Source organism: Treponema berlinense (genome assembly GCF_900167025.1).
Taxonomy (GTDB): domain Bacteria; phylum Spirochaetota; class Spirochaetia; order Treponematales; family Treponemataceae; genus Treponema_D; species Treponema_D berlinense.
Window position 1 is genome coordinate 107502 of record NZ_FUXC01000002.1, and the last position, 16061, is coordinate 123562.

The following is a 16061-nucleotide window of genomic DNA, read 5'->3' on the forward strand; positions in this document are numbered from 1 at the left end:
GTCGCTTAATTTTTTTTTTCTAAACATTAAAATATTCATTTTATCGGCTTAAAAAGTGGTTGACTTTATGATTTTATTGGTTAAAATGTATTTTAAGTGGGAAAAAGTGGAGTAAAGTGGTAAAAAAGTGGAACTTCTGACCGGTGAGTACCGGAACACGCTGGACGAAAAAGGGAGAATTCTCTTTCCGGCAAAACTTAGAAATGAGTTGTTCGGTGAATCAGAAAAAAATATTCTCATCGTTACGCAGTCGTTTGACCGCTGTTTATGGCTTTATACGCTGGAAGAATGGAAGGCGCTTTCTTCTAAAATTATGGAAACGGCTTCTCCTTTCAGCAAGCAAAATCGTCTTGTTCTTCGTAGTCTTATTGCTCCAGCTCAAGAAGTTGAACTTGATAAAGCTGGACGGCTTTCTATCCCGCAGAGTTTGCGCGAGTATGCAGGACTGTCTAAAGATTGCATAATTCTTGGAATTAACAGGTATATGGAACTTTGGGACAGTGAATCTTATAAATCTTATCTTGAAGAAAATGAGCAGGATTTAAAAGACGCTGCAGAAGCGCTCAGTACTATAAATTTGTAAATTTTTTTTGAAAAAACTGCTGTGTGCCGGACATTTTTTGTCTGTGCAGTTTTTTCTTGAAATTTGCGGGAGTTTTTAAATTGGAAATTGTTCATACTCCGGTTCTTTTGCAGGAATGTTTGGATTATTTAAGTCCTGTTGGAGAACTTTTTGAGAAAAATGCTTTGATGATTGACTCAACTTTGGGAGAAGGTGGACATTCTTTTGCTTTCCTTTCTAAATTTCCCGGACTTCATATCATTGGACTTGATGCTGATAAAAATATTCAGGCCAGAGCGAGAGAAAGGCTTTCTTTGTTTGGCGAACGAATGAAATTTTTTAACGGCTGGTTTAATGATTTTTATGAGAATTATGATATGTCTGGCGAAAGACCGGATTTAATTCTCTTTGATTTGGGCATAAGTGTTTATCATTACGAAAAGAGTGGGAGGGGATTTTCTTTTCGGCATGATGAACCTCTGGATATGAGGCTTAATGCTTCTGAAGGGGAAAGCGCAAGTGATATTGTAAATTCCTGGAAAGAAGATGAGCTTGCAAATATGATTTATTTGTACAGCGATGAAAAAATGAGCCGAAGAATTGCAAAGGCGATTGTTGAAGCGAGAATGGGTGGAAAAATCACTTCTTCAAAAGCTCTTGCGGAAATAATTTGGAATGCGGTTCCTGCAAACTATCGTTACGGTCAGATTCATCCGGCGACAAGAACTTTTCAGGCTTTGCGAATTGCTGTAAACAGTGAATTGCGCCGCCTGCCAAAGGCTTTGCACAGTGCGTTCAATGTTTTGAAAGACGGTGGAAAAATGGGCGTGATTACTTTTCATTCTCTGGAAGACCGCATTGTAAAAAATTATTTTAGAAATTTAGGAAAACAGTGCGTTTGTCCTCCGGAACAGGCTGTCTGCACTTGCGGTGGTACTGCCTGCGCTGAAATTCTGACCAGAAAACCTGTTGAGCCGACTGCCCAGGAAGTAAAGACGAATTCTCCGAGCAGAAGCGCAAAACTTCGTGTCGTGCGGAAAATCCATGATGCGAGCGCCCAGCATTTTATGGCAATCGAAGAAGAGGCTATGTGATGAAAAGAAAATTTTTTAAATCATATTTTTTTGCCTGCCTTGCAACTTTTTTGATTCCTGTTTTGCTGGTTTTTCAGGCGTTTCAGTCTTATCGCTATAAGAAACTGCGCGCAGAGATAAAATCTTTGGAAAAAAAACAGATCGAGCTTGTTGAACAGAATAGAAAATTGATTTCTGATATAAGCGTGCTTTCGAGTTCTGAAAGAATTGAAAAAATTGCTGAGGGAGAACTTGGAATGCGAAAAGCCAATACCGAAGATATTGTCCGTGTTGAGATTAAAGGGGAAAATTAAAATTTAAGGTAACTTAAAATGAAGAATCTTGCTGCTGAAAATACAAATACATCTCTTTTGACGCTGAATGAGCTTCTTGAAGCTGTTTGTGGAAGCGTTGTCGGAAATTTTGATTCTTCTCTTTTTTCTTTTAAATCTGTTGTGACCGACAGCCGCAGAGTCGTTCCTGGTTCGCTTTTTGTGCCTTTAATTGGAGAATTTCAGGACGGACACAAATATATTCCTCAGGCTTTGGAAAAAGGCGCGTCTGTTGTTTTTGTTGCGCGATGTGCTTTTGAAAAATCTTCTGAAGAATTCAAAAAACTGGCAGAAAATAACCCGAAAACTGCATTCATTCTTGTTGAAAATACCCTTTATGCGCTTCAAAAAGCTGCCGGACGCTATGTTGAGAAATTTCCGGACTTGATTCGCGTGTCTGTAACAGGTTCCAGCGGAAAAACTACGACTAAAGAAATTGCGGCATCTGTTTTGAGCGAAAAATACAATGTTGTCTGCAATAAAGGAAACTTGAATAGCGAAACTGGTCTTCCTTTGAGCTGTTTTGAAATTCGCAGCGAGAATCAGGTTGCGCTTCTCGAAATGGGAATGAACCGCGAGGGCGAAATCGGTGAGCTTGCCGAAACTTTTAAGCCTCAATTTTGCGCAATTACGAATATTGGAACGGCTCACATTGGAAAACTTGGAAGCCGTCAGAAAATTGCGGAAGAAAAAAAGAAGATTTTTAATTTCTTAAAGGAAGATGGAACCGCCGTAATTCCGGAAAGTGATGATTTTTCTGACTTTTTGGCAAAAGGCGTAAAAGGAAAAATTGTTTTTTATGGAAAAAATGTAAAAAACAACGGAATTGAATTTTTGAGCGATGATGGAATTGACGGAACGAGTTTTAAGCTGGATGGCGAAACTGTTCATCTTGCGATTCCTGGAAGCTACAATTATTTAAATGCTCTTGCCGCAGTTGAACTTGGCCGCGCTCTAGGACTTTCCAGCCGGCAGATTAAAAATGGAATTGAAAAAGTAAAGCCTTTAAATGGCAGAAGCCGTATTTTAAAGGGAAAATATAAAATTCTTGAAGATTGTTACAATGCAAATCCAGATTCTATGGAAAAGGCTTTGGAATTTGCTGGCAGCATAAAATTTAGTGGAAAAAAGATTTTTGTTCTCGGGTCTATGCTTGAACTTGGGCAGGAGTCGTGCGAAGCTCACAAAAAAGCCGGTCTTGAAGCTGTAGAAGGCGGAGCGGATATGATCGTTTTTGTGGGAAAAGACATGCTCAGCGGGTTTGAATGTGCAAAAAATTGCGGACAGAGGGCAGAAAATCTTCGCCTTGAATATTTTGAACACAGCGATGAAGATTCAATCCGGAAAATTGCTGAAATAATAAAAAAATTTGCAGTTGAAGGCGATTTTATTCTTCTGAAGGCAAGTCACGGAATTGCATTGGAACGTCTTGTTCCGCTTTTAAACGGTGGTGGGACTGAAAATGCATAATTTTAATTTTTTTGCCGAAAAACCGAGTTCAACTTATAGAAAAAGCGACTCTCATTTTTTAATTCTCGTTATTTTGTTGTGGGGAATTGGAATTGTAACGCTTTATTTTTGTTCGATGACTTACGGCCTGCGTTTTCATCAAAATCCGTTTCATTCTACTCAAAGACAGCTTGTAAGTTCGTTTATCGGGCTTCTTTTTATGATTTTTTTTGCGGTGATTGATATAAAAAAACTCCGCAAAATACTGCCTTTTATTGTTTTGGGTTCTCTTTTTCTGTGCATTTTGACTTTTATTCCGGGAATTGGAGTTGAAAGAAACGGTGCCCGCCGCTGGATAAGAATTCCGTATTTTTCGACTTTTCAGCCTTCCGAAGCTATAAAATTTTCGATGGTTTTGTATTTGGCCAATCTTTTTGACAAGCAGCGCAATTGCCTCGAGGAAGAAAGGTCGGATTTTCCGGCTGTTATTGGTCTTGTAGTTTTTGGTGGAATCGTTTTTGCCCAGCAGGATTTTAGTACTGGAATTTTTATAATTGGCTCAGGACTTTTGCTTTTTTTTGTTTCTGGCGTCAAATTAAAGATGTTTATTCCTCTTGCGGGACTTGCAATTCCTTTTTTTGCGCTTTTTATTCTTCTTGAACCATACCGTGTAAACCGAATCGTTGGTTTTTTAGCGCCGGACAGTTACGAGCAGACGCTTAACTGGCAGGTAAACGGCGCAAAACGCGCAATTATTGACGGCGGACTTTTTGGCCAGGGAATTGGAACCGGTTTGACAAAATTGGGCGGAGTTCCGGAAATCCAGTCCGACTATATTTTTGCAGGCTGGGCGGAAGCTATGGGACTTTTTGGAGTTGCGGTTTATATTGCAATTCTTTCGGCCTTTGCTTACCGGGTTATAAAAATAAGTTTGCACTGCGGAAATTATTTTGCCGCACTTTCTTCGTTTGGCTTTGGAATGATGATTGTCTTGCAGTCGCTTGTGAATATTGGCGTAGCCGGCGGAGTTTTGCCTTCTACAGGAATTCCGTTGCCGTTTTTTAGTTCTGGCGGTTCTTCAATTATTTTTACACTTGCAATGTGTGGTTTTATCCTAAATGCGTCGAGAATTGAAGAAGGAAATGAATTTGAAATTTTTTACGGAGAAGGGATAAGATGAGCGAGATAATGATAACCTCTTTTGAGGATTTTAAGGTTCAGGATCATAAGAAAAAAGACACGAAAGGCAAGGTTTTGAAGGTTGTGTTTGCAATTCTTCTTGTTTTGCTTTTTGTGGAGGCAATCGTTTATATTTTTGTTTTTCCGTGTCTGAACAATGTAAAGATAAATTTTTACGGCTTGAATAATTGTACGCGTCAGGAAATTGTAAATGCCTGTGGCGAAAAACTCGACAGGAATTTTATCCGGTTCAATAAGGTTCAGGTTCAGTCGATAATTGCAAGTATTCCGGGAATCGAAGATGTTGAAATTGAACGGCGGTTTCCTGACAGAATTTTTATAAAAATAAAGGAAAGAGAGCCGGTTGCAGTTACTTTTGTGAATAAAAATGACAGAACTGTGCCTATTCAAATCGACAAAAACGGAGTACTATTTCCTGTAAAATCTGCCGAACTTCCTGTTGACGGTTCAATTCCGATTATTTCTGGAGTTCCTGTGGAAAATATTCCCGAGGGAATGAGGCTTCCTTCAAAATATCATTTGCTTATTGATCAGATTGCAAAAATTCAGTCTGTAAACAAAAAATATTTTGCGGCGGTTTCCGAAATTCATGTTGTTCCTCGCGAATACGGCAATTTTGAGCTTGTTTTGATTCCGTTAAAAGCCCATCTTCGGGTTCTTGCAGATCGCATTTTGGACGAAGATACGCTGCAAAAGATGATGGTAACTCTTGACGTTGTGACTGGTTTGGATCGCGATGTTGATGTAATCGATTTGCGCTACGGTTCAATTTCTTATCATTCCCGTTCTTCAAAGTAACGGTTATTTTTATGGGAGCATATTTTGGGCAATATTATAGTTGGTCTTGATTTGGGCACAAGCAATGTGCGCACTGTAATTGGAGAAATTACGGAAGACAACAAAATTGAAATTATCGGTACGGCTCAAAAAGCATCTGCAGGTCTGCGAAACGGCATAATCGTAAACCGCGAAAGTGCAATGGAATGTATAAAAAGTTGTATTGAAGAAGCGGAGCAAAAGGCTGGATACGAAGTTTATTCTTGTGTGACTGCGATTGGCGGTCAGCAAGTTGAAAGCCAGAATTCAACTGGATTTTTGCCGATTGCTTCTCACGGAAAAGGCGCACGCGAGATTACAAAACAGGACATTAAAAACGTTATTGACGCTTCAAATTCAATAAATATTCCTTATGACAGAAAAATGCTTCACGTAATTCCTCAAAATTTTATTATTGACGGAAATCTGCCTTGCAAAGAGCCTCTTGGAAATCTTGCTGTCAGGCTTGAAGCAGAAGTTTTGATAATTACCACTTCAAAAACTGCAATTGCAAATATAACTCAATGTATTGAACGCGCAGGCTATTCGCTTGATAATATCATGCTGAAAACCCTGGCTTCTATGCACGCCGTAATGGACCCTGAAGAAAGGGATTTGGGTTCGATTATAATAGATTTGGGCGGCGGAACTACGGACGCAATCGTTATAAACAAAGATGCTCCTGTCTGTACAGTTTCGATTCCTGTCGGCGGCAACCTTGTTACGAACGATATTGCTGTTGTAAAAGGCGTTTCTGCCGCAAATGCCGAAAAAATTAAAATCGAAGACGGATGCTGCTGGCTCGATGCAATGGAAGGCGAAAGAGAGGTTATTATTCCTGGTGCAGGTGGCCGTCCGCCGGAAGTTTGTACTCGTTCAGAAATTTGCGAAATTATTGAGCCTCGAATGCAGGAAATTTTTACAATGATTCGGGATGAAATAATCGACCGGGCAAATTTACAGTTGTCTGGAAATATTATTTTGACGGGTGGCGGAGCGCTTATGCCTGGAGTTGTCCAGCTTGCCGAAAGCGTTTTTGGTACAACTGCCGTTAGAATCGGAGTTCCTGGAGATTTTGGCGGAATTCGGGAAGAATACAGAAGACCGGATTTTGCAACTGCTGTTGGACTTGTAAACGGTTATTTTGAAGAATTTTGCGGACCAGACAGTCCGAACAAAAAAAGTAAAAAAGGACAGAACGAAAAACATTCGGATGAAATGGGACTTATCCAGAAATTTTTCAAAAAGTTCTTTTAGAAGGTCAAAAGTCAAGTTTTAGAATGTTTTGATGAAACTCGATGTTTGTCCTGACAGAACATTTAAAAACTGGAGTTTATAAAAAAGCAGATGGGGATTTGCTAAAAAAATATGGGCGGGAGGACAAAATGAATATTTTAGCCGTAAACGAGGAAAAATCTGAAAAAAAAGAACCTGATTTTTCAGTAAAAACAATCGAACCTGTAAATCCTACAAAAATTAAGGTTATCGGTTGCGGTGGCTGTGGCGGAAATGCCGTAAATAATATGATTGATGCCGGAATTCAGGGTGTTGAATTTATTGCGCTCAATACAGACTTGCAGCATCTTGCCGTTTCTAAGGCCGACTATAAAATTCAAATCGGTAAAAAAATTACCGGAGGTCTTGGAGCGGGAATGCATCCAGAAATTGGTGAAGAGGCCGCAAAAGAAGAAGCTGAAAATCTAAAAAAACTCCTGCAGGGAACAAATATGGTTTTTATTACGGCAGGAATGGGCGGTGGAACAGGAACTGGATCTGCCCCTGTCGTTGCAAAACTCGCAAAAGAACTTGGAATTCTTACTGTCGCTGTAGTCACGACTCCTTTTGATTTTGAAGGTGAGGCACGACGCGAGCTTGCGGAAGAAGGTATAAAAAAACTCCGGACAGAAGTTGATTCTTTGATTGTGATTCCAAACCAGCGCGTTTTTGAAGGTCCTGAAAAAAAGCCTTCAGTTTTGCAGGGATTTAAGATTATTGATGATATTTTGCGTCAAGGTGTACAGGGAATTTCTGATATAATTACAAAAACTGGCGTTGTAAACCGCGACTTTAACGATGTAAATACCGTAATGAAAGGTCAGGGAGATGCTATTTTGGGAATTGGCGTTGCAGAAGGCGAAAATCGTGCTGTCGATGCTGCTTCTATGGCTATTAACAACAAGCTTCTTTCTGATACTCACATTGACGGAGCAAAAAATGTTCTTGTAAAAATCAGTGGCGACGAAAGCGTTGGTATTGATGAATGTGATGAAATCGTAAAAGGAATTACGGCTAGCGCGTCTAAAGATGTAAAGGTTTTGTGGGGACTTTACACAGAACCGGAACTTGGCGATAAAATCAGCGTAACTGTCGTTGCAACAGGTTTTAATTCTCCAGAAGTTTTTGAAGAAAGCCAGGAAGAATCTGTAGCCGAAGATGATGTGCAGACGTCGGCAAAACAAAAAAACGACAAAAACACAATCGGTCTTGGCGATTTTATAAACGTTTTGAACGGCGGTTCTTTTGAAGATGTTTCGACATTTTCCGAAAAGAAAAAAGAAATTCCTGTTGTTGAACAGAGCACCGCTTCAAAAATTGCAGGCGGCGCAAAACCGGCAAATACTCTTGCAGAAAGAAGGGAAAATGTTTCCAGCCGCATGCAGTCTGGTCTTGTTCCTCCGCCGAATTTTGATATAAACGATATAAATCAGCCTACATATTTGAGAAAAAAATATTCAAAACTCATTGATCTTTCAAAAAAATAAAAAATGACGGTAAAAATGCTTGTTCAACAGTTTTATACTGATGTAAGGACTGTTGAACGGCTTAGCGAAAATACAGCAAAAACTTACGCGGAATGTGTTATTCTTTTTTTCAGGTGGCTGGCAAAAGAAAAAATAAAGCTTTCTTCTGTAACCACAAAAAATTTGGTTTATTATCTTGTCTGGAGAAAAACTGAAGGAACGGACGAACTTACAATTGCGAAAGATATTTCGGCGCTACGGCTCTTTGGTTCTTTTTTAAAAAGAAAAAACTATTGGAAAGAGAATTTTGCGCTTCCTTTGGATAGACCAAAACCGAGCCGCTCTCTGCCAAAAGTTTTGAGCGTTGAGCAGGTTGATGCTTTTTTGAATGCAATCGACCTTTCTAAACCGCTTGGAATCCGCGACAGAGCCTTGTTTGAGCTTATTTACAGTTGCGGACTTCGGATTAGCGAAGCAGCCGGACTAAAAATACAGAATCTTCATCTAAAAGAGAGAGTTTTGATTGTTCAGGGAAAAGGTGATAAAGAGCGGATGGTGCCGTTTGGAGAAACTGCAAAAATTCGCCTTGAAGCATATTTGAATGAAGTTCGGCCACAGCTGGTCGGTACTAGAGTAATTGATGAAGTTTTTGTAAATTATCAAGGTAAGCCTTTGAGCAGAAAAGGAATTTGGAAGAATTTTCAAATTTATGAAGCAAAAAGCGGGATAAATGCAAAAGTTCATACTTTGCGCCACAGTTTTGCAACCCATTTGCTCGCCGGCGGAATGGATTTGCGTTCTGTGCAGGAATTGCTCGGTCACTCGGATCTTGCAACGACTACAATTTACACGCATATTGAAAATTCTCAATTGAGAGAAGCTCATAAAAAGTTTTTTCCGGGACATAGAACGGAAGATCAGGAGAATTAAGAAAATGATAAAAATCGTCTTAAAAAAATCTTCACAAAAAAATTTAAGGAATTCAATTTCCGCCTTTTTTTTAGCCGCCTTTCTTCTTTGCGGCTGTTCCGGAAAATCAAGCAAGACAATAATTCGTCTTCAAAAAATGGAAGAAAATGTTGGTTCTCCTACGACCGAGGCTGAATTAAAAGACGCCATAAAAAAATATCAAGACCGCGTAACCGATATTCAGCTTGCAAATTCTCAAATAGGAATCTGGTACAAAATGCTTGCAACCCGTTATCTTGATGCAAAAATGTATGGAGAAGCCTTAAAAACTTTTCAAACTGCAATTCAGTATTATCCTGCAAACCAAAATCTTTTTTATTATGTCGGGGTTTGCGCCGGTTATATGGCAAAAGCTTCTCTGGATTTTAATGCGAGCGGCGGAACTTCTGCTGAAAAATTCAATTATTTAAAACTTGCGGAAAGCGCCTATTTAAGGGCGATTGAACTTGAGCCGCGTTATGTCCGTTCACTTTACGGTCTTGGCGTTCTCTATGTTTTTGAACTTGATCAGTGCGAAAAAGCGATTCCTTATCTTGAAACTGCTCTCAGCGTTGAAACAAAAAACACAGACATTATGTTTGTTCTTGCCAGGGCATATTATGTGGAAGGCCAGTACGATAATGCTGTTTCTCTTTATGATAAGATAATTTCTGTAACAAAGTCTGAGCAGAAAAAAAAGAGCGCAGAAGCAAATAAAAAAATTGCACTTGATGCTTACTATGCAAATTAGCGAAAACGAAATCATAAAGAGGCTGATTATTTCCGAGGCCTCTTTTTTAACGCTCAAAGAAAAGACTCTTTTGCAAAAAAAACTTGACAGTTTTAATGACATTGCGTTAATGTCAAATAAAGAACTTTCTTCTATTATAAACAGGAGTTTAATAAAAACTGCCTGGGATGGAAAAAAAGTTCTAAAAAAAGCGCAAACCGCAAATTTCCTTATGCAGAAATTTGGCATAAGATGGAGTTTTTTCGGAGATTCGGATTATCCGGCATTGCTGACCGAAATGAAAGATTCTCCTTATGTTATTTTTTATCGTGGAAATTTGGATTGTTTGAAGGCGAATTGTGTTTCGATGGTAGGAACTCGAAGAGCGACTTTTACTGGAAAAAATGCTGCTTTTGATTTTGCAAGAGAGGCGTCAGATAATGGCGAAACTGTAATTTCTGGTCTTGCCTATGGAATTGACATTGCAAGTCATCGCGGAGCATTGGCTGGAAAATCTGCAAAAACAGCGGCTGTTTTACCCGGTGGAATTGATTCAATTGTTCCTGCCGGACACTCAAAAACTGCAGTTCAAATTGTCGAAAACGGCGGATTGATTTTGAGCGAATATACGCCCGGAACTCCTGCCCAACCTTTCCGTTTTGTGCAACGCAACAGAATTATTGCCGCTTTGAGCCCGGCTACTGTGGTAGTTCAGGCGCCTGCTGGAAGCGGAGCTATGATTACGGCAGGACTTGCGCTTGATTACAATAGATACGTGTTTTTTCACGAAGCGTGTTTTAATCAGGAAGCAAAGGCTTTGGACGCAATAAACGCTCAAAAACTTTCGGCAATGGCTTTAAGAGAAAAAAACGGACAAAAAAAGGCTTATGCAAAAAGCCTGAATTCTCCGGAAAGATACGTTTCTGAAGGGGCGCCTGTTGTAAAAAACTACGCAGAATATTGTGCATTAAAAAACGAAGATTTCTGCGGAATAAACTTAAAAAAAGACAACGGACAGTTAAATCTGTTCATTGATTGAATTTGGAGTAAAAAATGGCAGCTAAGAAAAAAGAGAGTGCAGAAAAAACTCTGGTAATTGTAGAGTCTCCTGCAAAAGCAAAAACAATTGAAAAATATCTTGGGCCAGGCTATACGGTAAAAGCGAGCATGGGGCATCTTATCGATCTCCCGAAAAGCCGGATGGCAATCCAAATTGATAATAATTTTGAACCTGAATATATAACAGTTCGTGGACGTGCAAAACTTTTAAAGGAATTGCAAAAAGATGCAAAAAACAGCAGCCACGTTTTCCTGGCATCCGATCCTGACCGCGAAGGAGAGGCGATTGCCTGGCATTTGAACAATGCAATCAAAGAAAAAACATCTGCGGATATAAAGCGCGTTGTTTTTAACGAAATTACTCCAAATGCGATTCGCGAAGCGGTAAAAAATCCCCGCGGTATTTACGAAAGCCTTGTAAACGCGCAAAAAGCCCGCCGTGTTCTTGACCGCCTTGTAGGCTACAATTTGAGTCCGCTTTTGTGGGAAAAAGTAAAAAACGGTCTTTCTGCAGGTCGCGTTCAGTCGGTTGCATTGCGCCTTATTTGCGAACGCGAAAAAGAAGTGGAAGATTTTATTCCTGAAGAATATTGGACTTTGGAAGCGGATTTTATAAAAGGTAAAACCCAGTTTACGGCTCAGCTCGTAAAATATAAGGGAGCAAAACCTGAATTAAAAAACGAAGCTGAAGTCAATAAAATCATCGAAGAAATAAAAAATTCCGAATGTAAAGTAAAGGAAATAAAAAGCACTGACAAAACAGTCCGCCCAAAAGCGCCTTATACGACAAGTAAACTTCAGCAGGATGCTGCAAACAGACTTGGTTTTACTTCAAGAAAGACAATGCAGGTTGCACAGCAGCTTTACGAGGGAATTCAGATTGGAAGCAGCCGTGTCGGTCTTATTACTTATATGCGTACAGATTCTGTCAGAATTGCTCAGAGCGCCCTCGATGATGTCCGCAAATGGATTGGCAAAAATTTCCCTGACCAGCTTCCTGCCGAGCCGATTCATTATGCAGTTGGAAAAAGTGCTCAGGATGCGCATGAATGTATTCGCCCGACTTATATTGATTACACTCCTGACAGCGTAAAAGAATATCTTACCCGCGACCAGTTGAGGCTTTATTCAATTATTTGGGAAAGATTTTTTTCAAGCCAGATGAACAATGCAAAAACCCGGACGACAAGCGTTGATATTGAGGCTGGAGACGCTCTTTTCCGCGTAAGCGCTTCAAAACTTATTGAAAAAGGTTTTTACAGCGTAATGAAAGTTCTTTCTTCAAAAGAAGAAGTTACAGGAAATATTCCGGCTTTAAAAGAGGGCGAGATTCTGGATAGCGCTCACAAGTTCTATCCTGAACAGCACTTTACTTCTGGACCTGCACGCTATACCGACGCTTCAATCGTAAAAATGCTCGAAGAGAAGGGAATTGGACGTCCTTCAACTTATGCGCCGATTATTTCGGTTTTGCTTGATCGTTATTATGTAACAAGAAATAACAGACAGCTTATGCCGACGGTTCTTGGAAAAATGATTTCAAAAATTCTTGTAGAATCGTTTCCTGACGTTATAAACGAAAAATTTACGGCGGAAGTTGAAAACGAGCTCGATGCAGTTGAACAGGACAAGGTCGTATGGAACGATATGATTCGCGACTTTTATGGTCCTTTTAAAAAACGTGTTGAAGAAGTTGAACATAATACAGAAAGTATAAAGGGTTTTTTGGACGAAAAGACCGATTTGATCTGCGAAAAATGCGGCAAGCCGATGGTAAAAAAACTCGGTAGATTTGGCTTTTTCCTTGCATGTTCAGGATTCCCGGAATGTCACAATACAAAGTCTATTCCGCTTGCAAAATGTCCGATAAAAGGCTGCAACGGCGACATCGTTGAACGAAAATCAAAGGGAAGGGGAAAATCTTTCTACGGATGTACAAATTATCCAAAATGCTCATTTATCAGTCATTTTAAACCTATCGACGCAACTTGCCCTAAGTGCGGATGGTTTATGGTTGAAAAATTTGACAAAAAGAACGGAACTTACAAATCGTGCATAAATCCAGATTGTGATTATCTGCACTCCGCCGGAGAAGAAGAAATGCCGGCTCCTGTTCCTTCTGAAGATTGAGGTAAGTTTTTTTGACAATAAAAGAGGCTTGTGAAGAATTTTTGCTTTATCTTGGTTCTGTAAAGGGAATGTCGCAAAATACTGTAACGGCATATAAAAACGACCTTGGACAGCTTTGTTTAATGCAAAATATTGGTCTTGAACGGCAGATAGAAACTGTGACAACAGAAGACTTGAGGCTCTGTGTTGGAAATATGTCTTTAATGCATAGAAAAAACACTTCGATAAACAGGTTTATTTCGTCGTTTAGAAGCCTTTTTGCTTATTGCTGGAAATTCGGATATTTAAAAACGAATCCTGCGCTTGAAATAAAAACCGTAAAAACTTCAAAAAACTTGCCGAATTTTTTGACAGGCGCAGAAGTTGATAAAATTTGCTCCGAACCAGATAAAAATCCTCTTTTATGGAAAAGCCGCGACAAAGCCCTTTTTGAGGTGATGTATTCAAGCGGTTGCCGTCTTTCTGAAGTTGTCGGCCTGAAAATTTCAGATTTTTCGTACGGTTTTTCGAGTGCGGTTGTAAAAGGAAAGGGGAATAAAGACCGGATTGTTTATTTTGAGAAAGATGCCCAAAACGCAATAAAAACTTATCTTGCAGAAAGAAATTCGCGGTTTACGGATTTAAAGATTAAAAACCCGAAAGATTTTCTGTTTGTAAACCAAAATGGAAAACCTTTGGGACGTGGAGGCGTCGGCTTTATTCTTTCGAAATATTCTGGAGCGGAAGGAACCAACCGTCATGTAAATCCTCACGCGTTCAGACACACTTTTGCCACTGCCCTTATAACTCAGGGGGCGGACGTCCGGCTTGTTCAGGAAATGCTTGGCCATTCTTCGATAAGTACAACTCAACGATATACGCACGTTTCTACAGATAAAATGATTGCAATGTACAATAAGGCGCATCCTCACGGCGGAAACAAACAATAAAAGAATTGAACCATCGGCAGAAGCATTTTCTTTTTGTTTTTTTCTTGCCCGATTATTTTTTTTTGAATATATTTAAAATATGGAAAAGGCTAAAATTAGAAGTACGACAGTTATTGCTGTAAAAAAAGACGGTAAAGTTGCAATGGCCGGAGACGGACAGGTAACTCTTGGAGACACGGTTTGCAAAGGCAATGCGCGTAAAGTTCGAAAAATTTACAATGGAAAAATTTTGACAGGTTTTGCCGGAAGTGTGGCAGACGCTTTTACTTTGCTTGATAAATTTGAAGAAAAAATAAAAGAATTTAACGGTGATTTGACCCGTTCAGCTGTTGAACTTGCAAAAATGTGGCGTACAGAACGCTCTTTGCAGAAACTCGAAGCAATGCTGATTGTTGCGGATAAGTCAAAAATTCTTTTGATAAGCGGCGATGGAAACGTAATTGAACCGGAAAATGATGTTCTTGCAATCGGTTCTGGCGGAAATTACGCTTATTCTGCGGCTCTTGCCTATTTGGAATGCAGCAATTACAGTGCAAAAGAAATTGCTGAAAAATCATTGAGTATTGCAGGAAATATTTGTATTTATACAAACCACAACGTGACTGCAGAAGTTCTTGAATAGAAAAAACTTCAAACTTACATTTTAACGTTATTGCAAAATAAAAAAGGAAAAACTATGGCTATTGAAGGACTTACACCTAAACAGATAGTAGAAAAACTCGACCAGTACATAATTGGCCAGGAAAAAGCAAAAAGGGCGGTTGCTGTTGCTTTGCGTAACCGTTTGCGCCGTATTCATCTTTCTGAAGATATCCGGGACGAAGTTGCGCCAAAAAATATTCTTATGATTGGACCTACAGGTTCTGGAAAAACAGAAATTGCGCGCCGGCTTGCAAAACTCGTAAATGCGCCTTTTATAAAGGTTGAAGCGACAAAATACACAGAAGTTGGCTACGTTGGACGCGATGTTGAATCAATGATTCGTGATCTTATGGCAGTAGGTTTTAACAACGTAAAGGCAGAAATGGAAGAACAGATGAAAGAATCAAGTCTTCCGAAAGTTGAAGAAAAAATTCTTGATCTTTTGCTGCCTGGAACAGAAAAAAAACAGAAACAGTCGAAGAATTCCGAATCTATGCAGATGCCGGAAAATGCGTTTATTTTGCCAGAGCAGGTTTCTAGCGAAAAAACAGAATCTTCTCAGGATTCGACCCGCGAAAAATTCCGCCAGATGCTTCGTGAAGGCAAACTCGAAGACCGCGAGGTTGAAGTTACAATAAGAAGACAGCCACGCGGACCGAGCATGGAAATTATTGCCGGTGGAAGCCTTGATGATTTGCAGAGTGGAATGCAGGATTTGCAGAATATTTTGACAGGCCGGAATTTGAAGAAGAAAATGGTTACTGTCCGCGAAGCGCGCAAGATTTTACAGGCAGAAACATTGGATTCAATGATTGATCCTGACAAAGTTGCTGATATTGCAAAGCAGCGTGTGGAACAGAGCGGAATTGTGTTTATTGATGAAATCGACAAAATCGCGACAAAAAATCAGAATTCTTCTGGACAGGTAAGCCGCGAAGGCGTTCAGAGAGACATTCTTCCGATTGTTGAAGGCTCAAAAGTGAATACAAAATGGGGCGTTGTAGATACAACTCATATTTTGTTTATTGCCGCAGGAGCCTTTAGCATGAGCGCACCGAGCGATTTGATTCCTGAATTGCAGGGACGTTTTCCTCTCCGCGTTGAACTTGAAAGCCTTACGAAAAATGAATTTAAGCGTATTTTGCTTGAACCAAAAAATGCCCTTACAAAGCAGTATACGGCGCTTTTGGAAACTGAAGGCTTAAAAATTGAATTTAGCGATGATGCAATCGACAGAATGAGTTTCCTTGCAGAAGATGTAAACAGCCGGAGCGAAAATATCGGTGCACGCCGTTTGCATACGATTATGGAAAAAGTTCTGGAAGATGCAAGTTTTTCCGCAGACGAACATTCTGGCGAAACACTTACAATCGATGCAAAATTTGTTGATGAAAAACTCCGTGGCGTTGTTACGGATGTTGATTTGTCGCGCTATATTCTGTAGAAAATT

General features: G+C 39.7%; 15 protein-coding genes. All 15 read left to right on the top strand.

Annotated elements, in window-relative coordinates; genetic code table 11:
• Positions 1–136 precede the first annotated feature (136 nt).
• Positions 137–583 (top strand): division/cell wall cluster transcriptional repressor MraZ, encoded by a 447-nt coding sequence (gene mraZ / locus B5D47_RS02370; protein ID WP_078930441.1) that lies wholly within the window; start codon positions 137–139, stop codon positions 581–583.
• Between the two features lie 80 nt (positions 584–663).
• Positions 664–1656 (top strand): 16S rRNA (cytosine(1402)-N(4))-methyltransferase RsmH, encoded by a 993-nt coding sequence (gene rsmH / locus B5D47_RS02375; RefSeq protein WP_078930442.1) that lies wholly within the window; start codon positions 664–666, stop codon positions 1654–1656.
• Positions 1656–1949 (top strand): cell division protein FtsL, encoded by a 294-nt coding sequence (ftsL, locus tag B5D47_RS02380; protein WP_078930228.1) that lies wholly within the window; start codon positions 1656–1658, stop codon positions 1947–1949. Before rsmH ends, ftsL begins: the two co-directional genes overlap by 1 nt.
• An 18-nt stretch (positions 1950–1967) precedes the next feature.
• Positions 1968–3437 carry a UDP-N-acetylmuramoyl-tripeptide--D-alanyl-D-alanine ligase gene (locus B5D47_RS02385; protein ID WP_078930229.1) on the top strand — a complete coding sequence of 490 codons (1470 nt, stop codon included), beginning with the start codon at positions 1968–1970 and terminating at the stop codon, positions 3435–3437.
• Positions 3430–4596, top strand: a complete 1167-nt coding sequence (locus tag B5D47_RS02390; protein ID WP_078930230.1) for an FtsW/RodA/SpoVE family cell cycle protein — start codon at positions 3430–3432, stop codon at positions 4594–4596. The genes B5D47_RS02385 and B5D47_RS02390 overlap by 8 nt, the downstream gene beginning before the upstream one ends.
• Entirely contained in the window at positions 4593–5414 is an 822-nt protein-coding gene (locus tag B5D47_RS02395) for a cell division protein FtsQ/DivIB (protein ID WP_078930231.1), read from the top strand. The genes B5D47_RS02390 and B5D47_RS02395 overlap by 4 nt, the downstream gene beginning before the upstream one ends.
• 24 nt (positions 5415–5438) lie before the next feature.
• The gene (gene ftsA, locus B5D47_RS02400) at positions 5439–6689 is read left to right on the top strand and encodes a cell division protein FtsA (protein ID WP_159443470.1); all 1251 of its coding nucleotides are present in this window, start codon (positions 5439–5441) and stop codon (positions 6687–6689) included.
• Between the two features lie 128 nt (positions 6690–6817).
• Entirely contained in the window at positions 6818–8194 is a 1377-nt protein-coding gene (ftsZ, locus tag B5D47_RS02405; RefSeq protein ID WP_078930443.1) for a cell division protein FtsZ, read from the top strand.
• Between the two features lie 3 nt (positions 8195–8197).
• The gene (locus B5D47_RS02410; RefSeq protein WP_078930233.1) at positions 8198–9103 is read left to right on the top strand and encodes a tyrosine recombinase; all 906 of its coding nucleotides are present in this window, start codon (positions 8198–8200) and stop codon (positions 9101–9103) included.
• Between the two features lie 4 nt (positions 9104–9107).
• Positions 9108–9872, top strand: coding sequence for a tetratricopeptide repeat protein (locus B5D47_RS02415; RefSeq protein ID WP_143592585.1), 765 nt, complete (start codon positions 9108–9110; stop codon positions 9870–9872).
• Positions 9862–10890, top strand: coding sequence for a DNA-processing protein DprA (gene dprA, locus B5D47_RS02420; RefSeq protein WP_159443471.1), 1029 nt, complete (start codon positions 9862–9864; stop codon positions 10888–10890). Before B5D47_RS02415 ends, dprA begins: the two co-directional genes overlap by 11 nt.
• A 14-nt stretch (positions 10891–10904) precedes the next feature.
• Positions 10905–13040: a type I DNA topoisomerase gene (gene topA, locus B5D47_RS02425; protein ID WP_078930235.1), complete on the top strand. Its 2136-nt coding sequence runs from the start codon at positions 10905–10907 to the stop codon at positions 13038–13040.
• A gap of 11 nt (positions 13041–13051) precedes the next feature.
• Positions 13052–13969, top strand: a complete 918-nt coding sequence (locus B5D47_RS02430) for a tyrosine-type recombinase/integrase (RefSeq protein WP_078930236.1) — start codon at positions 13052–13054, stop codon at positions 13967–13969.
• 79 nt (positions 13970–14048) lie between these two features.
• Positions 14049–14591, top strand: coding sequence for an ATP-dependent protease subunit HslV (gene hslV, locus B5D47_RS02435; protein WP_078930237.1), 543 nt, complete (start codon positions 14049–14051; stop codon positions 14589–14591).
• Between the two features lie 54 nt (positions 14592–14645).
• Complete coding sequence (gene hslU / locus B5D47_RS02440; RefSeq protein WP_078930238.1) at positions 14646–16055, top strand: ATP-dependent protease ATPase subunit HslU; 1410 nt, start codon at positions 14646–14648, stop codon at positions 16053–16055.
• The last annotated feature ends 6 nt before the right edge of the window (positions 16056–16061 follow it).